Origin of the sequence: Fuerstiella marisgermanici (genome assembly GCF_001983935.1) — a bacterium.
Classification (GTDB): Bacteria; Planctomycetota; Planctomycetia; order Planctomycetales; family Planctomycetaceae; genus Fuerstiella; species Fuerstiella marisgermanici.
This window is the reverse complement of the sequence record NZ_CP017641.1, coordinates 3,234,256-3,257,658: the sequence shown is the minus strand read 5'-3', so window position 1 is coordinate 3,257,658 and position 23,403 is coordinate 3,234,256. Positions and strand designations below refer to the sequence as shown.

Below are 23,403 nucleotides of genomic sequence, written 5' to 3'. Positions count from 1 at the left end.
CACCTTTCCCCTTCTCCTTTCATGGTGATTAGCTCCCTTCTGCATCTCCCTTCCTTCCAAATTCCTGATGCGTCCCCTCGCGGCACCGGTATCATACCGGTGCCCTTTTTCGTTTGGGGTATTTGCAATGCACAACAGATGCGATTGGCTCATGATTCATTTTCTGAAAACCTTCACGCTCTTACTTGTTCTGCTGGCAGGAACTACACCAGCCGAAAAAGTCGCGGCGTCCGATCGATTGGTGCTGAACAGAGGTGACCATGTCTGCCTGATTGGCAATACGCTGGCCGAACGGATGCAGCATTTCGGATACTTCGAAACGCTGCTCCATGCGCAGTTTCCAGAACACGATCTGGTTGTCAGGAACCTCGGCTATTCCGCCGATGAAGTTCGTTTTCGGCCTCGTTCGCTGGATTTCGGCACGCCCGATCAACACCTGACCATGCAACAGGCGGACGTGATTCTGGCCTTCTTCGGTTTCAACGAATCGTTCGCCGGGCCAAAGGGACTGCCGACGTTTAAAGCCGAACTGGAAGCGTTTGTCACTCACACGCTGAGCCAGAATTACAACGGAGAAGCCCCTCCGAAGCTGGTACTGATGTCTCCGATTGCGGCTGAGGACACCGACAATCCGCATTGGCCGGACGGTTCGGCAACGAATGAAAATCTGAAGCTCTATACGCGAGCGATGCAGCAACTCGCTGACAAGCATGAGGTGTCGTTTGTCGATTTGTTTCATCCGACGCTGGACCTGTACCAGCAGCATGAAGAGAACCTAACCTTCAACAGCGTGCACCTTTCGGAAGACGGCTACAAGGCGATGGCTCCTTTGTTGATGCAAGGGCTGTTCGGAAAGTCACCAGACTGGTCCGACAAACTCGAACCTCTTCGCGCTGAGGTGCTCGAAAAAAACTTCCAGTTCTTTCACCGCTATCGAGCCGTCAACGGATACTACATCTATGGCGGTCGTTCTCAGCGCGATCACGGTAACCCTCCCTACACCGACGCCTACGTCATCGAAAACGAACGAGGTAAGCTCGACGACATGACGGCCGTGCGAGACGCTCGGATCTGGAAGGTGGCTCGGGGTGAAACAGTGCCAGCCAGCATCGACGATAGCGGAACTCGGCCGCTGTACGACGTGCCGACCAACTTCAAACAGCCGGTGCGAATTCTGCCTCCCGACGAAGCCGCGAAGAAATTCGTCGTCCAGGATGGCTATGAAGTCAATCTGTTTGCCAGCGAGATTAACTTCCCAGACCTTAAGAATCCCGTCCAGATCACATTTGATCTGAAGGGCCGCTGCTGGGTCGCGACGATGCCGTCGTATCCGCAGTACCTGCCACCGAACAAGCCCAACGATAAAATTCTGATCCTCGAAGACACCGATGGCGACGGCGAGGCCGACAAGCAAACCGTCTTTGCCGACGGCCTGCATCTGCCCACTGGTTTTGAACTGGGCGACGGCGGAATCTATGTCGCTCAGGAACCGAACCTGATGCACATCCGTGACACTAACGGCGATCTGGTTGGTGACGAACGCAGGCTCGTGCTGCACGGATTCGATTCCGCCGATTCGCACCACGCCATCGGAGCTTTCACCTGGGGACCAGGCGGCGGACTGTACATGCACGAAGGCACGTTTCATGTGACTCAAGTGGAAACGCCGTATGGTCCGGTACGAAATGCTTACGGAGCGGTCTACCGCTACGACCCAACTCGCGAAAAGTTGGAAACCTTCATTCATTACAACTTCGCCAACCCATGGGGATCGGCCTTCGACGCATGGGGGCAGACGTTTGTCTCCGACGCATCCGGTGGCGAAAACTATTTTGGAACAGCATTAAGCACGAAGGCTCCGCAGTACACCGGCCAGAAAGATTTCGGTCCGTTTCGATTCGCCTATCAGGAACAGATGAAGCAGTGGTTTCCCAAGCGAGTCCGCCCGACATCGGGCTGCGAGTTCGTCAGCAGCCGCCACTTTCCGCCGGAAGCTCAGGGCAATTTTTTGCTGAATAACGTGATCGGCTTTCAGGGAATTATGCAGCACACGGTCAAAGAGGTCGGAAGCGGTTTCGAAGGCAAAGAAATCGAACCGCTGCTGTATTCCACCGACCGCAACTTCCGCCCGGTAGATCTGGAATTCGGCGGCGACGGAGCGTTATACGTCGTCGATTGGTTCAACCCACTAATCGGCCACATGCAGCACAGTCTGCGAGACCCGAACCGAGACAAGACTCACGGCCGCATCTGGCGAGTGACGGCGAAGGGACGAGATCTCTTAACGCCACCAGATATTGACGAAGGCGATGTTGATGCGCTGGTGAGGTTGCTGGCCGAACCGGAAGACCGTGTACGGTATCGAGCGAGGTTGAAGTTGCGGGAGTTTGAGACTCGCGAAGTTGTCGATGCGCTGATGGCGTGGATAGAATCATTGGATGGTGACGATCCCAGATTTGACCATTACTCGTTGGAAGCCCTCTGGGTCCTGCAGCATCACGATGCGATCTCATCGGAGATTGAATTTACCCGAACCGTGAGCGCCGTGACCTTGTTGTACGGCTTGGCGAGTGACAATTACAGGGTTCGTTCTGCCGCTACGAGAGTTCTGGGGTATTGGCGTAAACGTTTAGACTCGCCACTCGGTATCACTATTGCGAACGATCCGAAAGGGAATTATCTCAGCAGCATTGAGAAAAATCGCCCATTCGCGCCCGACGGGCTGTCAACGTTGGGTCTGCTTCGCCGGTCGATCAACGACGAACACCCCCGAGTCCGACTGGAAGCCGTCCGTGCTCTTAGCTTCTTCGAAACCCCGGAAGCCGCCGAGATCGCTCTCGAAGCACTCAAGCATCCCACCGATTACTACATCGACTACACGCTGCGGCATACCATCCGCTCGCTCGAACCGTACTGGCTGCCGTCGTTGGGGACCGGGCAGCCGTTTGCTGTCGGGAACCCGAAAGCCGTCGAATACATCGTCAGCCGAGTTTCCACGCCCGACCTGCTGGGCATGAAACGCAGCGAACCGGTTTACACCGAACTGCTTTCGCGAGAAGGCATCGTCCACAGCTATCGCATGGAAGCCATCAACGGCCTCGGCAAACTGCGCGGCACGGATATGGTGACGGAAACTCTGTCAGCGATCCGGCGGCTCGATGAATCCGAACTAAGACACGCCGATCACATCATCGCTGACATGACTCACATGATCAGCATGACGCCGGCCGCGGCACTGAAACCGAAACGCGACCAGATCGCATCGCTGGCTGAATCGGCCAACCGCGACATCACGCGAAAAGTCGCCACGGTGGCTTTGATCGCCGCTGACGGTTCGGCCGATCTGTTGTGGAACGAAGCCAAAACGGACGAAGGAAAACTCGACGCACTGCTCGAAGCTGTCCCGTTGATTCAGGACGCCAGCGTTCGCGAATCTCTCTACGATCGTATTCAGCTTCTGCTGACGGCGGGCTCAAGCGATCCTAAAGCATCCATCCGACGCTCCGCCGCGCTGGCCCTTGCTTCAATCCCGAACCGCGATCTGGAAACGTTTCGGTCGTTGCAGCCGCTGATGATCCAAGCGGAATACCGAGACGTCGCTGTCAGGGCCGCTCAGAAGCTGAACCGCAGCAACCTGCCCGCCAAAGAAACGCGCTCTGTCATCGACGAACTCATCAAGTGGATCGAATCCGTCCCGGCTAAAGAACGCACGGAAGGCGGTGTGTTGGACGCGATTCAACTGGCTCGCGATCTATCCACCACGCTGCCACGCGCAGAAGCTCTCAGCCTGCGCCGCAAAATCAGCGAACTGGCGATCGATGTGCTTATCGTCAGGCCGGTGCCTCATCGCATGGCGTACGATCGCACCGATCTGTACGTGCAGGCCGGAAAGCCGTTTGAAATCGTGCTGGACAACGTCGACATCATGCCGCATAACCTGGTGGTCACGCTGCCCGATTCGCGAACCGAGGTCGGTATTCTTGCTGAAAAAATGGGAGCTTCCCCCGACGCGTTTGCCAAACAGTTCATCCCCGACAGCGACAAGGTTGTGAGCGGCACCGGTATGCTGCAGCCTGGTCAACGCGAAAAGTTGCAACTAACAGCTGCTGATGAAGCCGCCGACTATCAATACGTTTGCACGTTCCCCGGCCACTGGCGAACGATGTGGGGCACGCTTCACATCGTGAACGACATCAGCGACATCCCGCTCGACGCCATGAACCAGCAGAGCGAAGTGGAAGCCAGTGAGATTCCTCAACGGCAGTTTATACGCAAGTGGAAACCGGAAGAACTTGCACCGGCCGTGGCGAAGCTAAGCGAGGCGGACCGCAACCACGATCGTGGCAAGTCGCTGTTTAAAGACGTTTCCTGCCAGCAATGCCACAAGATGAACGGCGACGGGGGAAGTGTCGGTCCGGATCTCAAGACGGTCCGCGAAAAAATCGCCGCCGGAAAGTTGACGCCGCAGGACGTACTGACATCAATGCTGCAGCCGTCGAAAGACATCGAGCAGCAGTATCGAACTCAGATCATCATCACCGCGGCGGGCAAGCTGCACAGTGGCGTCGTTATTGAGGAAACGGACGATGTTATCAAGCTGGCCGCCAGCCCGCTGGACAAGAATGCGGCGATGGTTGAAATCGCGAAGTCAGAGATCGATGAACGCGAAGAATCGAAGATTTCTATTATGCCGGAAGGGCTGCTGAACACGATGACTCGCGACGAAGTGCTGGACCTGTTGGCCTGGATCGTCGCGCCAGAGTGAATCGGAATTCCTCCGCTACGGTTTAGTGACAGTCAACGTGGCAAGCGGCAAGGCGTTCGCGTGTCTTGGGGCCGGTCCCCGTGAATCAGTTTCAGGCCCCGGATCGCATCGTCATGACCATGCGGCGTGTTGTGTGTCGGACGTCGACGTTGAACCGAGGCAGCGTTGCTGTCGGAAACTGTTTTGCCACGGTGGCAAGGATGGCTTCATCGACGGACATCAAAATTTCGTCAACCGAATCACCCTCGGGCATTTTTGCTCGGTCGCCTTTTTGAAACGCCGTGAAAAGAAACTCGCCGAACATTCGCGTGACGTCTGGCAACGGCACTCGTTGCTGTGCCGCCAGAGCCGTCAGCAGTTCCATGATGCCGTCGTCCGGATAGCTGCTGGCAGTGGGGAAGATTCCGGATTGCCCCGTTCGTTGCAGCAATGCGTCCCAGGCTTCCAGCCCGAAAGTCCGTTCAACCATCTCATTCAATGCAGTGAAAACAATTCCATTCATCGCTATTCGTGCTTCCCATGACTGTAGACGTTGCAGAGCAGACCGCACAGACGTGATCGGACAATATGCAGAGTGACTTGCCACCCGAGGGGCGAGGAATTTCGTCTGGGCGGGCACAGTCCCCCGACTGACCAGGCTACAATCGCGGCGACCGGAACGACCGAGCTGAATTTGAGTTGGATTTCGACGATTGATTGGTGCCGTGCAACCGCTAAGCTGCCACCATGAAAGCACTCGTTACCGGCGGAGGCGGGTTCCTCGGCCTATACATCGTCGAACAGTTGCTGGACGCTGGCCATGAGGTACGCGTTTTCTGCCGGGGCAAATACGCGACTCTGGACCGCCTGAATGTCCACGTCGTTAACGGTGACCTGCAGGACCGCCAGGCTGTCGCAACAGCGTGCGAAGGTATGGACTGCGTGTTCCACGTCGCGGCCGTTCCCGGTGTCTGGGGAACGTGGCAGCATTATCACGGCCCCAACACGATTGGAACGACCAACGTCATCGAGGCGGCTCGGCAGGCGGGTGTTCAGAGGTTAATATATACCAGTTCGCCGAGCGTTGTGTTTGACGGCGAAGAGCACATCGATGCCGATGAATCGCTGGCTTATCCCAGCGAATGGCTGTGCCACTATCCTCATTCCAAAGCTCTGGCTGAACAGTCCGTGCTGGCTGCCAACGACGATGATAGTTTTCGAACGGTATCACTGCGGCCGCATCTGATTTGGGGGGCTCGCGATAATCACCTGATCCCTCGCCTGCTGCAGAAGGCAAAATCCGGACGACTGCGGCGCGTCGGCGACGGTACCAACGTTGTGTCTGTCGCGAACGTCGAAAACGCAGCGGCCGCTCACCTGCAGGCAGAAGCATCGCTACGTGAAACAGTCTCCGCCGCCGGCAATGCGTATTTTGTTAACGAGCCGGAAGCTGTGAACCTATGGTCCTGGATTGATCAGATTCTGGAACTGGCGAAACTGCCGCCCGTAAAGAAATCGATCTCGCTGGCGACCGCCCATCGCGTGGGTCGAGGACTGGAGAAGTTATGGACATGGCTGCCATTGCCCGGTGAACCACCGATGACACGCTTTATGGCTTTACAACTGGCCAGTTCGCACAGCTACAGCATCGAAGCAGCCAAACGCGACTTCGGCTATACGCCGATTGTATCGATGGAAGAGGGCATGCAGCGATTGGCCACTGACATCAACAGAATGGTGTAGCCGCTGGTCGGCCGCGACCTGTTGCCGTCTTTGCGCCCGCTGTTGTGCTGACGATGCACCTCGGCCATAAAAGCAAGTGAAATACACAGTAACAGCAAGCCACACCAATCGCGTGCTGCGTCCAGTTTTTGTTCAGCCCTGCGTGCGAAATTTCGGGGCCTGCCCGGGCAATGTCAACGCAAAGAGGGCGAACCTTAACGGCTCGCCCTCTTGTTGCGTTCACTCTATTGTCGTGGCGACGGACGCCGCTCACGGCAGGAAGAATTAGCCCTCTTCAGAAGGTTTTTCTTCGTCCGAGTTTTCTTCTTCTGTGGCGTCTTCAGCTTTTGCATCGCCGTCGTCTGCATCAGACGAGTCGTCCGCAGAACCACCGAGGCTGAACAGCGGCTTGCTGCTGTCGCCGGTTCCACCCTTGAGGTCTTCGACCTTGCGAGCTGGAGCTGAACCACCACCATCGCCGCCGCCACCTTGAGCAGCTTCTGCGGCAGCCGCTTCGCGAATCTCTTCATCCGAACGACAGCTCAAACCGATCTTGCGATCTGCTGTGTCGACGCGAAGGATGCGGACTTCCAGTTCATCGCCAACCTTCACCATCGTTTCCGGATGTTCGATCTTGTCTTCAGACAATTCCGAAACGTGAAGCAGGCCTTCCAGTTCGTCTTCCAGTTCGACAAATACGCCGAAGTTGGTGATCTTGGTGACCTTGCCCGTGACCGAACGGCCGGGGCTGTACTTTTCTGGAATCGTCGTTTCCCATGGGTCGTCGTCCAGTTGCTTCAGGCCCAGTGCGATGCGGCGACGTTCCTGATCAACCGACAGGATTTCGCATTCCAGCGGTTCGCCCTTCTTGAGCATTTCGTTGGAGTGAGAGATCTTGCGAGTCCAGGACATGTCGCTGATGTGCAACAGGCCGTCGACGCCTTCTTCCAGCTCGATAAACGCACCGTAGTTGGTGAGGTTTCGAACGGTTCCTTTGACCTTGCTACCCAATGGATATTTGTCGGCCACGTTGTCCCAGGGATTTTCCTGAGTCTGCTTCATGCCGAGCGAAATTTCCTGCTTGTCTTCGTTGATGCCCAGCACCATCACTTCAACTTCGTCGCCAATCGCAACCAGTTCTGAAGGATGATTGATGCGGCGAGTCCACGACATTTCGCTGATGTGGACCAGACCTTCGATGCCGTCTTCCAGCTTCACAAAGGCACCGTACGACAGCACGTTGACCACTTCGCCCGTAATGCGCGAACCGACCGGGTACTTTTCGGAAATGTTTTCCCATGGGCTGGCAGACTTCTGCTTCAGGCCAAGAGCGATCTTTTCCTTTTCGTAATCGATGTTCAGAACCATCACTTCGATGTCGTCGTCGATCTTGACAACTTCCGTCGGATGATTGATTCGTCCCCAGCTCATATCCGTGATATGCAGCAGGCCGTCGATACCGCCAAGGTCCACAAACGCACCGAAGTCCGCGATGTTCTTGACTGTACCTTTGCGAATGGTGCCCACTTCCAGCACCTTCAGCAGTTCCTGCTTTTCGCGTTCGCGTTCTTCTTCGATCAGGCGGCGACGAGACACGACGATGTTCTTGCGAGCTTCGTCGATCTTCAGGATCATGCATTCGATGTCCTGGCCGATGTAGTCGGCGATATCCGGTGGACGACGCACGTCGACCTGGCTGGCTGGCAGGAACACGTTGACGCCGTTTTTGACCACGTCGTCGCCATCCATTTCGCGGCCGATAAGTACCAGCAGACCGCCTTTGATTTTGCGAACCACAGGTCCGCTGACAACATCGCCTTCGGCGTGCGTCTTGATGATTTCTTCCCAGTCCCGGACGCGGCGAGCTTTCCGCATCGACAGAACGATCAGGCCAATTGAGTCTTCAAACTCTTCCAGCAGAACTTCAATCTGCTCACCGGCCGAAGGCAGTTTTTCGCCGTCTTCCCATTCCTCACGCTGAATGACACCTTCGCTTTTGTAGCCGATGTCGACCACCACTTCTTCGTCATCAACGCGGACCACCGTGCCCTGCAAAATGTCGTTAATGTCGTAAGTGTGGGCTTCGTTTTGAATTGCCTCATCGAGTGCGTCGAACGAGCCTTCTAAGACGGCTTCCAGTTCTGCATCATCTACACTGAATTCGCGGAGGAGGTGACGATCTACCATTATTAAGAGCCTGAAACTACTGCCAGCTCCCGAACGTCGGGAGCACAACACGTAAAAAGGGTGAACATCCGATCGCCTGCAGGACACATAGCCCGCAAAAAACAGCATATTTCGGATTGTAGAGCTGCGGGATAGTATCGAACGTTCGGTTTCAAGTCCAGCAGAGCAATCGTCAAGTTCTGCCTATCTTACGAAGGAATAGCAGCAAAATTCGCCGTGCGAACGCCGATCACGCCGCAGCGCAGGCGGTTGTCGTAGGTTCCGGCGCCCCCACGGAACTTTCAGCTTCGCCGAATCCAGCGCATCCTGCGGCGGTTCAAGCCAGCGAGTTGCCACGTGGATTGGGCGTCGCGTTGCGTTCACAGCACGAAGCTTCTAGGTCGCCTGCGGCGAGGTGCCCTCGGGCCGCCGACACCTACAGCGAATCCCGGACTCAAGCGCCGAACTTGCGGACTGTGCGCTGTGAGCGTTCTTTGGGAGCGTAGGCTTCGAAGCCATCCACGCGGTATTCCGGCAGAACGGTGTTGATCCGCATTTCGATGTTGGTCAACTCGCCACCCTGATCCAGTCGCACGAACGTAATCGCGCGGCCGTTTTCGGCAGAAGATAGCCTTCCCGTGCGGCCGACACGGTGAACGTAGTCGTCGCAGAATTCGGGAATGTCATAGTTGATGATGTGTGAGATCCCACTGATGTCGATCCCGCGGCCTACCACGTCTGTCGCAATCAGCAGACGCAACTTGCCAGCTCGCAAATCTTTAATCACGCGATCTCGTTTGCGTTGAGGCAGGTCGCCATGGATGGCGGCGATGCGGTCCGACTTCAGGCGGCGTGAGAAGACCTCAAGCAGCTTGTCGGCACCTCGCTTGGTTCGCGTAAACACAATCGCCTGAGCTGGTTTTTCCTGCGCGAGGACTCGCAGCAGCAGCGAACGTTTTCGGTTCTCGTCGACGGTCACGTAGTATTGCTCGATCGTGTCAACAACCACATTGTCCTCAGACAGGTCGACCATCTCCGGGTCGGTCATGTACTTCTGAGCCAGCTTTTCGACGGGTGGCGGCAGGGTGGCCGACAGCAGCAGCGTTTGACGTTTTTTGGGGCACTGCTTGATGATGCGTTCGATGTCGGGACGGAAACCGATGTCCAGCATGCGGTCGGCTTCGTCCAGGATCAGTACCTTCAGCTTGTCCAGGTTTAGAGCTCCGCGACGCAGCAGGTCGATGATTCGGCCCGGCGTTCCGATGATTCCCTGAGCTCCGTTTTCGATGTCGCGGATCTGCAGATGAATGGGCCGTCCGCCCACGCCGATTCCCAGTTTGATGCGTCCGCCACACAGTTTCTTGGCTTCCATCATTACCTGCTCGCTTAATTCGCGAGTCGGTGCCAGGGCCAAGACCTGCACCGCCGGTTCCGCCAGGTCGATGCGTTCCATGGTAGGAAGCATAAAGGCGGCCGTTTTTCCGGTGCCTGTGCGAGCCTGGCCGATGCAGTCGCGGCCGGTCAGAGCCAGTGGGATGAGTTCCGCCTGAATCGGGCTGGGCGTTTCGTAGCCGTTTTGGGCGAGCGTTTTGAGTGTTTTAGGATGAAGACCGAGTTGTTCGAAGGTGAGTTCCGTGGTGTTCTGCAAGAGAAGTTCCGATTCTGTAGTGTTTGAATTCGACTGCCTGCGGGTCGGGCATTCGACAGATGCAGCTCGTACCGGACGTCCCGCACTTCGGGAACCGTCTGCCTTTGCATCTGTGCCCGCATCGCGGAAAACCGGGCTGGTTGAACACCAGAACCGTCACAGTCGGCGAACTGCTGGGGACATGTTCGACGGTGCTGTTTCTAAGCACGATCGTCGGAGACTGTCGCAGTTCGTAAGTTGAAACTGCAGACTACGAAATTGGCTGGTCTGCAGAATTAAGCGGTCGCAGCGGGAACTTTCTCCGCTGCCGATCACCCTCTAAGTATAAATCAGTTTTGTTTCCTGGTCAATGCCCTCTGCCGCCCAAAAGCCGATGAATGCACGGGTTTGAGACACGTCCTGCCAGTTAGAACGATGGGTTCTGTACGTTTCGGCAGAATCGGGCCCGACACACGCGTCGGGACTTGTGTCCGCAATTCCGTAGTGAACACTGGTACCACCCAGCAGGCTGACCGCAGGTCCACGATAGCACCAGCGACTTGCGGCTTGCTTCAACTGACTTCCGGACGGTCGCCAGGCGACGACTTTGATGGTAGCGCATGCCTAAACGCAAGAAAAACAAGACACCCTACCGCTGCAGCTTCTGCCGCCAGCGACTCACGCCACTAAAAATGGCTCCGCTGGACTACCTTCGCGCGCTGATGTTCGTGCGGCCGTTTCAGTGTCCTCACTGCTTTGAATGCTTCAACAAACCGTTTGCGACGATCGGCCGCCTCCCGCTAATCGGCCGCCTGGCTCAGGGCACCACCTTCGTGCGAGCCAAAAACCAGGGCGGCGTGCTGCCTCAACGCGACGGCGATATCGGCCCCGTCAATCGCTTCTTCCGTGGCATTGGACGCGCCGTCACAAACACGGAAAAACTGATCGGGAAGGGCTTCAAGGCCGTCTTCGTCCCCGTGTGGGACGTCGTCTGCTTTGCGCCTCGCCTGCTGCTGGGTAAGAAGAAAAAGAAACGCCGCTCGAAAGGCAAATTCCTGAAGCCAACCCGCTGGAATCGCTGAGAACCTGCCGCCGCCTTACGGTCACCCTCTGCCCTAACCCCCCCGAACGTCGCCGTCGCTTGAGTCCCCCTGCTGCCTCGCATATCGTTCTGCTGACGCGTTCAGGCGTTGTTTTTGGCACGATCGGTTCTGACAATCGCGCCGGTCCACATCGCTGATCGGAGCAATCCTGTCTTTCTGTCTCTTCAGATCAGCTTTCCTGATCGAATGCTGTTCGCTGTTTCTCTATATTCGACGCAAGTCCGTGCGATAACAGAAGTATCGACTCGGGCATCCCATCTTCACGCAACTGACCTGTTCTCGGCCCCGGGCGTACGCCTGAGTTTGTCGATTTGGTCGCATCGGAGTTTCCCTATGGAAGATTGGCTACAACGTTTCGTCGACGACGGCACCATTGGCGAATCGCAGCTGGAAGAAGCGCGATCAATGGCTGCCAGCCTCGGAATCACGGTCGAAGACGCCCTGGTCCGACTCGGCTACATCAACGGAGCGGATCTGGGAAAGGCTCAGGCGGCCGCCTTCGGTTACGAATTCGTCGACCTGGAAGGCATGCAGATTCCCAACAGCATCATCGAACTCATTACTGAGTCGATGGCCCGGGAAAACATTGTGATTGCGACGGATCTGGAAGGCGAAAAGGTCGTCGTCGCGATGCACAACCCAAACAACCTTGAGGTGCTGGACAAGCTGCAGTTCGTACTGAATCGCGACATCAAAGTCGTCATGGCCCCCATGGAATCGATTCAGGGAGCCATCAACCGCCACTACGGTCAAACGGAAACAGAATCCGTCGACACCATGATCTCGGAATTCACGGAAACCGAGATCGAATTCACCGAAACAGAAGCCAAAGCGGCTCAAAAAGGCGACGAAGACGACAGCGCCCCCATTATTCGGCTGGTGAATCTGATCATTTCAGAAGCCATGCAGATGAGGGCCAGCGACATCCACGTCGAACCCTTCGAAGATCGCGTCCGCATTCGCTACCGAATTGACGGTTCGCTGATTGAACGAGACAGCCCGCCCAAACGCCTGTTGGGAGCGATCCTGTCTCGTATCAAAATTATGGCGAGCATGGACATTTCCGAAAAACGCCGCCCGCAGGACGGCCGCATTAAGACTCGAATGGGAGCCAAGGAATTCGACCTGCGAGTCAGCATTTTGCCAACCAACCACGGCCAGGCGGTCGTGATGAGAATCCTGGACCGCGACAACATCAAGATCGGTATCCGGAACCTGGGCTTCAGCGATGAAAACTATCGCACGTTCCAAAACATCATCCGCCGGCCTAACGGCATCTTCCTGGTGACGGGCCCAACGGGTTCCGGGAAAACCACCACGCTGTACAGTGCTCTTGGTGAACTGAACCGCCCAGACCGCAAAATCATCACGGCAGAAGACCCGGTGGAATACTACCTGCCGGGGATTAATCAGGTAGAAGTAAAGCACAGTATCGGATTCGACTTCGCCAAGATTATTAAGTCTATGCTGCGGCAGGCACCGAACGTTATTCTGGTGGGTGAAATCCGGGATACTGAGACCGGTGAGATGGCAGTACAAGCTAGTTTGACCGGACACTTGGTATTCAGCACACTACACACGAACGATGCGCCCGGATCTATTACACGACTGATCGATATGGGTGTACAGCCATTCTTGGTCGCATCGTCACTGATGGCGGTGATGGCTCAGCGGCTGGTGAAGGTGGTTTGCGCGAAGTGTCGCGAACCTTATCAGCCGACGCCTGAGGAGATTGATTACTTTGAATTGTCAGATGAAGAGCTGGAAGAAAGCGAATGGGTGCGCGGGCGAGGTTGCGCAAGCTGCCAGCATTCCGGGTATTCAGGTCGGCGAGCGGTGTTTGAGCTGATGACAATGAATTCAACGCTGCGAGAAATGGCGTTCAATAGCGAACCCACACAGAATATCCGCCGGCAGGCCAGGCTGTTCGGCATGAGAACCCTCGTCGACGACGCGAAAGACAAGGCTATGGCAGGACTTACGTCACTGCAGGAGGTTTACAAATTATCCAAGGGAGGGCACTAATGGTGCGTCAGACATGATTTCACGGCTTGTGTGCCACCGGCTCTGCCATTGCTTCCCAATACAAGGGACCACCGGCCACCGGCCGTGCTCATTGGCACACTTCAATCTTCAACGGGCGGGCAGGGAGCATTTTCGCGGCCTAGAGTTTGGGCAGCCTTAGTCGTGGGACTCGCCAGAAGTCCTCGTGGAATGAAATCACGCGCAGAACGTCTGGCGAAGCCCACGACCGTAAGTTCAGACTTCAGGAGGCCACTCGAGCTGACCTTCTGAGGTGCGTCGCCGCCGATGTGGCAAAGAAATCAGTCCTGGGCGTACCACGCTCATTGATCGGCGTTTTCTGGACTCAGACAGCGACAAGCCAAACAATCCATCGCCCTTCAGACATCTCGTCCTTTCTCAACTCCTTTCTTAGAAACGACTGAATGGCACCTCGCCAACTTCAAATTGACAAGCTGCTGGAAACGGTGGTTCGTGAAAGCATCAGCGACCTGCACATCACTGTGGGACAGCCCCCAGTGGTACGCCAGGGTGGTCACATGGTGCGGTTGGAAACCAAAAGCCTCGACAAAGAGGACACGTCCGCGTTGATGAAGAGCATCACGCCGGAACGAAACCAGCAGGAACTTCAGGAACGCGGCGGGACAGACTTCGGCTTCGCGTTCGGTGACAAAGCTCGTTTTCGAGTCTCCGTGTTTAAACAGCGCGGCATGATCGGGATGGTGCTGCGGCGAATTCCGAACGAATTCCTGACCTTCGAACAGCTTGGCCTGCCGCCAGTGGTTCGCGAACTGATTCAGCGGCCGCGAGGTTTGTTTCTGGTCACGGGGCCGACAGGTTCCGGCAAGACAACCAGTCTTGCGTCTATGATCAACTGGATGAATAACAATCTGGATCATCACATCATCACGATGGAAGACCCGATTGAGTACTACCACGATCACAACAAGTCGACGATCAATCAGCGAGAAATCGGTGTCGACTGTGCGTCCTTCCCGGATGCGTTGCGAGGTGCTTTGCGGCAGGACCCCGACGTGATTCTGGTGGGGGAAATGCGAGACCTCGAAACCATCGAAGCGGCGATCACAGCGGCGGAAACCGGCCACGTGGTCTTCGGAACTCTGCATACCACGGGTGCTCAGGGTACGGTCGACCGAGTCATCGACGTATTCCCAACCAACCAGCAGGAACAGATTCGAACTCAGCTGGCCAACGGTATCATCGGCATCCTGTCTCAGGCGCTGCTGCCGCGCAAGCCCAAAGGCCTTGTCGCCGCTTACGAAATGCTGGTGGTCACCAGTGCGATCTCCAACCTGATCCGCGAAGGGAAAACCTTCCGTATCAACTCTTCCATTCAGACCGGGCGCAAGTTCGGCATGATTCTGCTCGACGATTCGCTGTTCAACCTTTGGAAGAACGGCCTGTGCGAAGAAAAGGACGTAATCATGAAGTCCAACAATCCGGGCGAATTGCGATCGCGAATTGAACGAGCCAAGAAGGGCGTGTTCGACGACGACGATGATGACGACGACGATGAGTTCGATGACTAGGAATGAAGGGTTTCGGGTTTCAGGTTTCGGGTTTCGGGCTCGACTGGCATCCGAAATCCGCTTAACGGCAGCAACCTGAAACCCTAACCCCGAAACCTGTTATGCCACAGCGAAAACTTGGACAAATTCTGGTCGACCTCGGCTACCTGACAGACGACCAGCTTTGGGATGTTCTGGAAGAACAGAAACAAAGTGCGGGGTTGATCGGGCAGGTCGCCGTTCGCATGGGCATGGTGACGGAAACTCAGGTCACAGAAGCTCTGGCCGAACAGTGGGGCATGCCGGTCATTAACCTGGCCGAAACCAATATCCCGCCGCAGGTGCTGGAACTGGTGCCTCAGCAGATGGCGGAGATCTACAAGATCATGCCGGTCTCAATGCGTGACGACGTGTTGACCGTGGCCATGGCAGACCCGCAAAACGTGGGAGCTCTGGACGACCTGCGAAACCTGCTGGGCAACGAAATTCGAGGAGCTGTTTCCAGTCTGGCGGATGTCGAAGAAGCGATCGCGAAGTACTATGCTGACCGCGACGAAAGCATCGAAGACGTCATCGACGAACTTCAGGCTGACGAAGATGATGAAGGCCGAATTCGCGGCTACGACCTGTCGTCTGAAGAAGAATTGTCAGACGCCGCGCCGATTAAAAAACTGCTGAACATGGTGATCCTGCTTGCCATTCGTGACCAGGCCAGCGACATCCATTTCGAACCGTTCGAAGACGAATTCAAAATCCGCGTCAAAGCGGACGGCGTGTTGTACGAAATGGTTCCGCCGCCGCGGCATCTGGCCAGTGCGATCGTCAGTCGCATCAAGGTGATGGCGGACCTGGACATCGCCGAACGCCGGCTGCCTCAGGACGGTCGTATCGAATTGAATGTCGGCGGTAACCCGGTCGACCTTCGAGTCAGCGTGCTGCCTGTCCTGTTCGGCGAAGCTGTTGTTATGCGAGTGCTTGACCGAACGGTGGTGGCACTGGACCTGAACAAGATCGGCATGGACCCGGCGATTCTGACAAAGTTCCGCCGCATGATCGAACTGCCGAACGGCATCGTGCTGGTGACCGGTCCCACCGGTTCCGGCAAGACGACAACGTTGTATTCGGCACTGAACGAACTGAACGACATTTCGACCAAGGTAATCACCAGCGAAGACCCCATCGAATACGACATCGAAGGCATCATGCAGTGTCCAATTAACGTGGACATCGGCGTGACCTTCGCCAACATTCTGCGAGGTATCCTGCGGCACGATCCGGACAAAATTCTGGTCGGTGAAATTCGAGACTACGAGACCGGTGAAATTGCCGTGCAGAGTGCTCTGACGGGCCACCTTGTGTTCAGCACACTTCACACCAACGACGCTCCCACCGCGATCACTCGACTGCGCGACATGGGAGTCGCCGCGTTCCTGATCACAGCCACCGTCGAAGCCATCCTGGCTCAACGATTGGTACGTCGCATCTGCAGCGAATGCCGCACAGAATTTGAACCATCGGATGAGCTGTTAATGGAATTACAGCTGCCCCTGGACACCGCTCGAAAATACAAGTTCTACTTTGGCAAAGGGTGTGCTCGCTGCAACAACAGCGGGTACAAGGGCCGAGTCGGTTTGTATGAATTGCTGATTGTGACGGACGAAATTCGCGACTGCGTAGCGGCCGAACAATCGGCGGACGAAATTCGCGACGTCGCTCGAAACCAGGGTATGACAACTCTGCGAGAATCAGGCCTGAAACTCATCTTTGATGGCGTGACAACAATTGACGAAGTCGTGCGTGAAACCGTGATGGAAGATCTCGATTAGTGGGGGACATAGGGAATGAGGGAATTATCGTGGCTCGCCTCTGCGGCACTCCCAACGGCGATTCGCTTTCCCCAACTCTTCATTCCGTACTTCCCCATTGCCCTTTTCCGCTGTAGCACAATCGAACAAACATGGCGGCCTGCATGGTTCTACTAAGCAGTCCGCAACATAAATTACTGCAACAACAGTCTTTACGATTAAATTTGGTTTCGTGGAATGATGTTTGCCCTATAGAACCACTGATGATCATTGGTTGGCGAAATGGTTCGCTTTGTTCATCACATGTTTCTCCGGGGATACCTGATTTGTTGCGTGTTGCAACATTCAGTCTGAGTTCAGAATCGAACCGGCGAAACAACTGCAAGAGGTGACGCAATGCCCGTCTTCCAATATGAAGCAATGGACAGTAATGGTCTCGAGGTGAAGGACACCATCGAGGCTCCTACTGAGGGTGAAGCTCAGACGATCATTCGTGAGAAGGGCTATTACGTCACCAAGATTCGCGAACGCGAACGCAAGAAAAAATCGAAGGCAGCCGCCAAGAAGCAGGGCGACAAAAAGAAGACATTCACACTTGGCGGTGTGAAGCCCAAGATTCTGTGTACGTTCACTCGCCAGCTATCAACACTGCAGGACGCCGGTCTGCCACTGCTGCGAAGCCTTCGTATTCTGGAAGGTCAAAGCAAGCCCGGCGCGCTTAAGAATACGCTGATGGACGTCATTGAAGACGTCGAATCCGGAAACACATTGTCAGAAGCAATGGCCAAACAGCCAAAGTGTTTTGACAACCTGTATTGCAACATGGTGAAAGCCGGTGAAGCCGGTGGTGCACTGGAAGTTATTCTGCAACGACTGGCAGAATTTAAAGAGAAAGCTCAGTCGCTAAAGCGCAAGATCACGGGTGCGATGATTTACCCGTGTGCGGTGATCTTTGTGGCGGTCGGCATCGTGTCGTTCATCATGATGTTCATCATCCCGAAGTTCAAAAAGATCTTCGACGACTTCGGCACCGACCTGCCAGCCATGACGGAAATGCTGATCGGCTTCAGCGACTGGATGCTGAAGTATTGGTACATGCTGATCATCGGGCCGCTGGGCTTTATCCTGTTCATCAAGATCGTGAGGAAAAACAAAACCGGGGCCTTTGTGGTCGACTGGTTATCCCTGCGCATCCCGTTGATCGGGAAGATTTTGCATCTGGGGATTATTGCTCGTGTAACCAGAACGCTGGGCACGCTAATCGCGTCGGGGGTTCCGATTCTGGAAGGCATTCTGATTTCGCGCGATACGGCGGGCAATCATGTGTTTGAACGAGCATTCGACAATATTTACACGGCGATTCGCGAAGGGGAAACCATCGCGGTGCCGTTGCGAGAAGCCAGAATTGTAGACGACATGGTGGTCAACATGGTGGACGTGGGTGAAGAGACCGGTGCTCTTGACGACATGCTCTATCGAGTCGCCGATGTCTACGATGAAGAAGTCGAAGTGAAGGTTGAGAGTCTGATCAGTTTGCTGGAACCGATCATGGTGGTGGTCCTCGGTTTGATCGTGGGTTTCATCGTCATCGCGTTGTTCCTTCCCCTGATTAAACTCCTGAACGATCTCTCCTAGTCGGAATGGCCCGCCAGCCGATTCGAGCAACCGCTCGAAGAAGCATGGGCCACTTTCCAGCCCGGAGGGCGATAGCACATGGCCGTGGGCGTAAGCTCGCGGGATGGATTGTGTGATTCGCAAAGCCTCGAAAGAGGCGACAGCAGTAACTTTGAAACAAATCTCCCTGGTCCCAACTAACCAGAGGCTGAACATGAAGCGTCCGACAAATCACAATTCAAATCACCGCTCAGCCTTCACACTGCTCGAGCTCCTCGCTGTGATCACGATTATCAGCATCCTGCTGGCATTGATCCTGCCCGCAATTGGGCAGGCAAGGCGAAGTGCTGACGAAACAGCACTGTCAGTGGAACTAAAACAACTAGAGCAGGCATTGGCATCGTTTAAAGCTCGCTTTAATCGGTATCCGCCGAGTTCCATCACACTTTGGGACACTGCTGCAGAATGGAATACGCACCCGAATGACAAGGCCGTGATTCGGTCAATGTGGAGAGACTTTGATTTCACAACCGGTGGTCGAGGCCCGGCTGCCGGGCATCCGTGGGCAGGTACTGACAAAGAGCTTACCGGAGACGAATGTCTTGTATTCTTCCTGGGCGGGGTCCCGGTGGCTAATGGAGCTGGTGTGCCGCCTACGCTGGCGGGGTTTTCGAAAAATGGAAAGTGGCCGTTTGCCATCGGCGGAGAAAATCGTGACGGCCCATTCTTCACAGAGTGGAAGGACCAGGAGGCTCGGCTTGTTGACGACACTCCGTCTGATTCGGGACCAGATGAGATCTATTCCTATACCGATGGCCTCGGCACAAATCAGGTACCGATGTGGTATTCGGCAGCCGACAACGGCCGGTACCTGAACGGTGATCCAGTTTACTATCAGGGTGACGGGAAGACACCATGGAACCGAGACACGTTCCAACTGATCGCACCTGGTTCCGATGATGAATTCGGAAACATTCAACAGTCGGCGACCTTCAAAGCAATTTGGACTGAGGGAATGGATATGGATAGCACTCGCTCTGAAGAAAAAGACAACATCACAAACTTCTCAGGCGGTCGGCTGAGTCGCTAGTCGTTGCCAATGGGAAGTTCTGCAGCAATGGGGAATATCATGTATCCACGATCAAAGACAACTCTGAATCGCAGCGGCTTCACGCTGATCGAATTGTTGGTGGTCGTCGGCATTATCACGTTCCTTGTCGGGCTGTCCGTGGCGGTGATGTTTGGGATTACGGATCAAGCCAACGAAGAGGCGACCAATACAACCATTCAAAAGATCAACCGGCTGGTTCAGCAGAGGACGGAAGCGTTTGATAGAGCGTTCCCTTCGGTATTGCCAACGTGGAGAAGCAACTACATCAACTATCTCTCAAGGGAGATTGCGAACAGAGCACCCGGTGCTTCTCCGTTTGCCGGCAATCCAGCGAGAACCCAGGCAATTCTGACTCGCCAGACTAGCGGGAATATCGTGTGGGACATTTTGGCAAAGAAGGCGGCATATCGGTTTGAGTTTCCTCAGCGTGCGTTCGATTTGCTGGCGGGTGGCAACGATGCGAACGGGAACGGTGTTCCGGATTCATTGGAAAACCGTTGGGCTAATCCGATTGCCAAGCAACAGTTGATTGACGCAGGTAATACGAATCCAACGGCGGCAGAAATCACGACGCAAGTTGAGGCTAACTGGACGATTCACGTCCAGCACGAAGTCGCGGCGGCGGCGGATGAGGCAACGCACTCCACTGAGTCTTCTGAGTTCCTCTACTACTTTTTGTTTCATTCGGGCAGCTATGGCGCATCCAGCACCGGCGAGAGTGAATTCCAGCAGTCTGAGATAGCGGACACTGATGGCGATGGCTTTTTGGAATTCGTCGATTCGTGGGGCCGACCACTTCGGTTCTATCGATGGCCTACCCGGCTGATTGATCCGACATTGAATCCAACAGCGTTTACTTTGTCGAACCCGGCAGACATCACCAACCAGGATGATGACACTGACTTGGCGATGGTAATTTCCGTAGACGGTACCCCGACAATTCTTGGTGAGTTCAACGGGCGAGTTGTAGGGCAAGACGAACGGTCGGTCGCGGAATTCTTAATCAAGGGGCTACCCAGAAGACTTGATTTCTCACCGGCATACATAACGGCAATCGCAAGTAGTTTTCCCGACAACCCAGGCATCGCGGACGTCAATGTCATTATCCCTCCAGATCCATTGCTTCGTGACCCGGATGACCCCGCTGGGCTGCTGTATTCGATCCTGGAAAATGGATTGATGATTGGAACTTTCTCGGTCGACCTGACCTGGGAATTCAATGAATTGAATTATCACACTCCGGATACATTTCACGCACCTCTAATTGTTTCAGCAGGCAGCGATGGACAATTAGGTTTGTACGAGCCTTCCGACACGGCAAATCTCGGCAATTTGGCGATGTACAATCTGGATCTTGACCAGGACGGAACTCTGGGCGGTCCCAGTGACTTTGAATTAATGACCGACTTCATTTCAGATAACCTGACGAATCGCAACCGCAGGGCGGGAGGTAGATAATCATGCACTACCGACCTTTTACAAAGTCAGCCATCGAGACACGGCGTGGCTTCACTCTTGTGGAGTTATTGGTTGTTATCGGTATTCTGGTTCTGATCCTGTCAATGACAATTTACGGCGTGAGTTATGCGCGTGATGCCGACCGAGTCAGCGGTGCAGCCGGGCAAATTCAGTCATATCTGGCGGGGGCACGTGACCGAGCCATCTACCAAAAGGAACCTCGTGGCGTTCGTTTCTTCGTCGACCCAGTGAACACACGCGCAGTTACCGCAATGGCCTACATCAAGCCTGGCGATAAATGGCCGCTGTCATCGGCCCCCGGCCAGGTAAGCCTGGAGCGTCTCGATCTCGATGGCGACAACAACCCAGACTCACCCAACGTAACGGTCGTTCGTGGCGTTGGTCAGGGATGGTGGCAACTGAAACGGCGCGGGCTAATTATCGATGGGTCTCTAATTGAGATACCTGCAGGCAGCAATAGTTGGTACGGCGTCAACACATCGTTAATTGATATTACAGTCCCGCCCACACCGACTGAGATTCTGCTACTGCAGATTCCATTTTCCGAACCTGGCGATGCCAGCAGTGTGATTGCTCGCGAAGGGGAAACCTACCGAATTCAATTACCTGCTCAGCTACTTCCTCGCGAGCCATCGATTTTGCCGGAAGGAGTTGTTCTGGATTTGGATGGTTCGCAGATTCCCATCGCGTGGCGTCCCGGCGTTCTCGATTCGGAGGGACAGTTTTCGCCGTACATGGATGTGTTCTTTTCGCCAAGAGGTAACGTGATTGGCGCGGCAGCAGCGGCGGGATTGATCCATTTGTATGTATGCGACGACGTGGACTCGCAAACGCTCAAAGATCAATGGATTGCTTCGATCAATCCGGCGGCAGACGGTAACCCAAGCTCCCCGCTCGATACTTTCGAGCTTCAGGTTCGCGGTGCCAGTAAGTTTATACCGGCAGATGAAGTTTCTGGTCCGTGGTTAACCGGCTACACCGCAGCGGAACCGTATTTGGTTAAGGATAGGCGTCTGGTCACGATCTTTGCTCAGACGGGAACTGTCACAGTAAACGAAATCGATCCCACTGACATAGCCAGCGGAGGCAATGGGTTTGCTGACAATCCTTATCGGTTCGCCGAAATTGGAACGGGGGCCAAGTGATGCAGGCTAATTCAATCCCAACCAAAGCATTTCAAGGAAAACGTCTCGGCGTAACGCTCACAGAAGTGTTGATGTCGCTGATGATCATGGCGATCGGAGTTACATCAGTCATCACTCTGTTCCCCATAGCCACCTTGAAATCCGCACAAGCAACGAAGCGAACAAATGCAGCGATCCTAAAGTACAACGTCGAAGCCCAATTGGATGTGCAGCCGTCTCTGATTTTCGATCCTGATGGTGATGGTAATCTGACTGAGCACTATCGCGGAGGACAAAGAAACTACATCGTCGACCCGAACGGCTATTTTTCGATCTTTGAATACAGCAACGACCTTGGCTTTACCAACGACACGACGCTGGCGGATTCATTTGGGCATGACAACGGCAATGGCCCGAGCGGTTTTCCAAGGTTCGATGGTGGTATCGCCAGTTCATTGGGTATCAATCTAAACCCGGCAACCTTAACGGACGATCAACGCCGAGCGTTGCGTATCACTGCTCAGGAAATCACGAGTCTTGGTGATGCGTGGGACACCCAGTTTGAATTCATTCTTGAGAACGGGTTTGCGGGGGCCACCGGGTCGCCTTTGATCATTGCGAATGGCGGTGTTGCCGGGTTAAGAATTCCACAGGAAGTTGTGCCCGACGCAGCGGCTTTGCAACTTGTTCCAACGTCAGCGACTGAAACACCGGGTGGAATTATTCGCGACCCGGAACGAAGTCGAATCGTATTGTTCACAGCGGATGGAGAATACAGCCAGAGTTACCCTCTGTTGGAAATTGCATCTAACCTTGATGCAACATGGTCTGAAGCTGTGGTGAATTTCGATTACAACAAGGATGGTTACATTGAACCTCGAACTTTGCCTCGCGAATTTCGCGTCGACACATCGGGCAATGGTGTTCCGGATACAGTCGCTGTTGGCAAGGTTTTAATTCAGACCCGCCGTCCAGTCGATTTTTCCTGGTTCCTGACCGTGCGACGAGCACCGGATGGCGTCGCACGCGGCGTGGATGTGGTTGTCAGGTTTGGCGGCGAACCGAGATACGCGGACGAGATTATCTACGCCGCAACGGCACCTTCGTTTCCGACCGATTATGTGTTGATTACCAGTACGGTGGCTGAGCCCCCCTTGAAGAAGGGCGGATTTGTGTTTGACATGACGGCCGCCAAGTGGCACCGGATTCGAGAATATCACGAAACATCGGCAGGCGTATATCGGGTCACGCTTGAACACCCTGCTGCAACGTTCGGAACTAGCGCAATGGTGATACCGGGAATTGTCGACGTTTATCCGATGGGATCGCGGTCTCTGTAAGAACCAGTTCAACCAGA

14 protein-coding genes are annotated in these 23,403 nt (G+C 55.0%); 11 read left to right on the top strand and 3 right to left on the bottom strand.

Features of this window, described 5'->3' with window-relative positions; all coding sequences use genetic code 11:
- Positions 1 to 151 precede the first annotated feature (151 nt).
- A complete protein-coding gene (locus tag Fuma_RS12300) occupies positions 152 to 4,765 on the top strand; it encodes a PVC-type heme-binding CxxCH protein (RefSeq protein WP_083731992.1) in 4,614 nt (1,537 codons plus the stop codon).
- Positions 4,766 to 4,856: 91 nt separating this feature from the next.
- Here the strand turns inward: Fuma_RS12300 and Fuma_RS12295 are convergent, their stop codons facing one another.
- Positions 4,857 to 5,267, bottom strand: a complete 411-nt coding sequence (locus tag Fuma_RS12295) for a heme NO-binding domain-containing protein (RefSeq protein WP_083731991.1) — start codon at positions 5,265 to 5,267, stop codon at positions 4,857 to 4,859.
- A 224-nt stretch (positions 5,268 to 5,491) separates the two neighbouring features.
- Between Fuma_RS12295 and Fuma_RS12290 the strand changes: the two genes are divergently transcribed.
- Positions 5,492 to 6,487: an NAD-dependent epimerase/dehydratase family protein gene (locus tag Fuma_RS12290; RefSeq protein ID WP_077024404.1), complete on the top strand. Its 996-nt coding sequence runs from the start codon at positions 5,492 to 5,494 to the stop codon at positions 6,485 to 6,487.
- A 264-nt stretch (positions 6,488 to 6,751) separates the two neighbouring features.
- On the opposite strand, the gene Fuma_RS12285 is transcribed toward Fuma_RS12290, so the two are convergent.
- Both Fuma_RS12285 and Fuma_RS12280 read right to left on the bottom strand, forming a co-directional pair.
- Positions 6,752 to 8,653 carry a 30S ribosomal protein S1 gene (locus tag Fuma_RS12285; RefSeq protein ID WP_077024403.1) on the bottom strand — a complete coding sequence of 634 codons (1,902 nt, stop codon included), beginning with the start codon at positions 8,651 to 8,653 and terminating at the stop codon, positions 6,752 to 6,754.
- Between the two features lie 433 nt (positions 8,654 to 9,086).
- Positions 9,087 to 10,280 (bottom strand): DEAD/DEAH box helicase, encoded by a 1,194-nt coding sequence (locus Fuma_RS12280; RefSeq protein ID WP_077024402.1) that lies wholly within the window; start codon positions 10,278 to 10,280, stop codon positions 9,087 to 9,089.
- A gap of 599 nt (positions 10,281 to 10,879) precedes the next feature.
- Between Fuma_RS12280 and Fuma_RS12270 the strand changes: the two genes are divergently transcribed.
- The 9 genes from Fuma_RS12270 (at position 10,880) to Fuma_RS12230 (ending at position 23,386) form a co-directional block, all read left to right on the top strand.
- Positions 10,880 to 11,341 (top strand): hypothetical protein, encoded by a 462-nt coding sequence (locus Fuma_RS12270; protein WP_145944137.1) that lies wholly within the window; start codon positions 10,880 to 10,882, stop codon positions 11,339 to 11,341.
- A 354-nt stretch (positions 11,342 to 11,695) separates the two neighbouring features.
- Entirely contained in the window at positions 11,696 to 13,387 is a 1,692-nt protein-coding gene (locus Fuma_RS12265; RefSeq protein WP_077024399.1) for a GspE/PulE family protein, read from the top strand.
- Between the two features lie 422 nt (positions 13,388 to 13,809).
- A complete protein-coding gene (locus Fuma_RS12260) occupies positions 13,810 to 14,934 on the top strand; it encodes a type IV pilus twitching motility protein PilT (RefSeq protein ID WP_077024398.1) in 1,125 nt (374 codons plus the stop codon).
- 101 nt (positions 14,935 to 15,035) lie between these two features.
- Positions 15,036 to 16,739, top strand: a complete 1,704-nt coding sequence (locus Fuma_RS12255; RefSeq protein ID WP_077024397.1) for a GspE/PulE family protein — start codon at positions 15,036 to 15,038, stop codon at positions 16,737 to 16,739.
- A gap of 375 nt (positions 16,740 to 17,114) precedes the next feature.
- The gene (locus tag Fuma_RS12250; protein ID WP_077024396.1) at positions 17,115 to 18,353 is read left to right on the top strand and encodes a type II secretion system F family protein; all 1,239 of its coding nucleotides are present in this window, start codon (positions 17,115 to 17,117) and stop codon (positions 18,351 to 18,353) included.
- A gap of 193 nt (positions 18,354 to 18,546) precedes the next feature.
- Complete coding sequence (locus tag Fuma_RS12245) at positions 18,547 to 19,422, top strand: type II secretion system protein (RefSeq protein ID WP_077024395.1); 876 nt, start codon at positions 18,547 to 18,549, stop codon at positions 19,420 to 19,422.
- A 39-nt stretch (positions 19,423 to 19,461) separates the two neighbouring features.
- Positions 19,462 to 20,901 carry a prepilin-type N-terminal cleavage/methylation domain-containing protein gene (locus Fuma_RS12240; RefSeq protein WP_077024394.1) on the top strand — a complete coding sequence of 480 codons (1,440 nt, stop codon included), beginning with the start codon at positions 19,462 to 19,464 and terminating at the stop codon, positions 20,899 to 20,901.
- 2 nt (positions 20,902 to 20,903) lie between these two features.
- Positions 20,904 to 22,067 (top strand): pilus assembly FimT family protein, encoded by a 1,164-nt coding sequence (locus Fuma_RS12235; protein ID WP_077024393.1) that lies wholly within the window; start codon positions 20,904 to 20,906, stop codon positions 22,065 to 22,067.
- Positions 22,067 to 23,386: a type IV pilus modification PilV family protein gene (locus tag Fuma_RS12230; protein WP_077024392.1), complete on the top strand. Its 1,320-nt coding sequence runs from the start codon at positions 22,067 to 22,069 to the stop codon at positions 23,384 to 23,386. Before Fuma_RS12235 ends, Fuma_RS12230 begins: the two co-directional genes overlap by 1 nt.
- Positions 23,387 to 23,403: the final 17 nt, after the last annotated feature.

Excerpts from the sequence above, each read along its gene's own strand:
- Fuma_RS12300 (WP_083731992.1), top strand. The coding sequence starts at position 152 with ATGATTCATTTTCTGAAAACCTTCACGCTCTTACTTGTTCTGCTGGCA.
- Fuma_RS12295 (WP_083731991.1), bottom strand. The coding sequence starts at position 5,267 with ATGAATGGAATTGTTTTCACTGCATTGAATGAGATGGTTGAACGGACT.
- Fuma_RS12290 (WP_077024404.1), top strand. The coding sequence starts at position 5,492 with ATGAAAGCACTCGTTACCGGCGGAGGCGGGTTCCTCGGCCTATACATC.
- Fuma_RS12285 (WP_077024403.1), bottom strand. The coding sequence starts at position 8,653 with ATGGTAGATCGTCACCTCCTCCGCGAATTCAGTGTAGATGATGCAGAA.
- Fuma_RS12270 (WP_145944137.1), top strand. The coding sequence starts at position 10,880 with ATGCCTAAACGCAAGAAAAACAAGACACCCTACCGCTGCAGCTTCTGC.
- Fuma_RS12265 (WP_077024399.1), top strand. The coding sequence starts at position 11,696 with ATGGAAGATTGGCTACAACGTTTCGTCGACGACGGCACCATTGGCGAA.
- Fuma_RS12260 (WP_077024398.1), top strand. The coding sequence starts at position 13,810 with ATGGCACCTCGCCAACTTCAAATTGACAAGCTGCTGGAAACGGTGGTT.
- Fuma_RS12255 (WP_077024397.1), top strand. The coding sequence starts at position 15,036 with ATGCCACAGCGAAAACTTGGACAAATTCTGGTCGACCTCGGCTACCTG.
- Fuma_RS12250 (WP_077024396.1), top strand. The coding sequence starts at position 17,115 with ATGCCCGTCTTCCAATATGAAGCAATGGACAGTAATGGTCTCGAGGTG.
- Fuma_RS12245 (WP_077024395.1), top strand. The coding sequence starts at position 18,547 with ATGAAGCGTCCGACAAATCACAATTCAAATCACCGCTCAGCCTTCACA.
- Fuma_RS12240 (WP_077024394.1), top strand. The coding sequence starts at position 19,462 with ATGTATCCACGATCAAAGACAACTCTGAATCGCAGCGGCTTCACGCTG.
- Fuma_RS12235 (WP_077024393.1), top strand. The coding sequence starts at position 20,904 with ATGCACTACCGACCTTTTACAAAGTCAGCCATCGAGACACGGCGTGGC.
- Fuma_RS12230 (WP_077024392.1), top strand. The coding sequence starts at position 22,067 with ATGCAGGCTAATTCAATCCCAACCAAAGCATTTCAAGGAAAACGTCTC.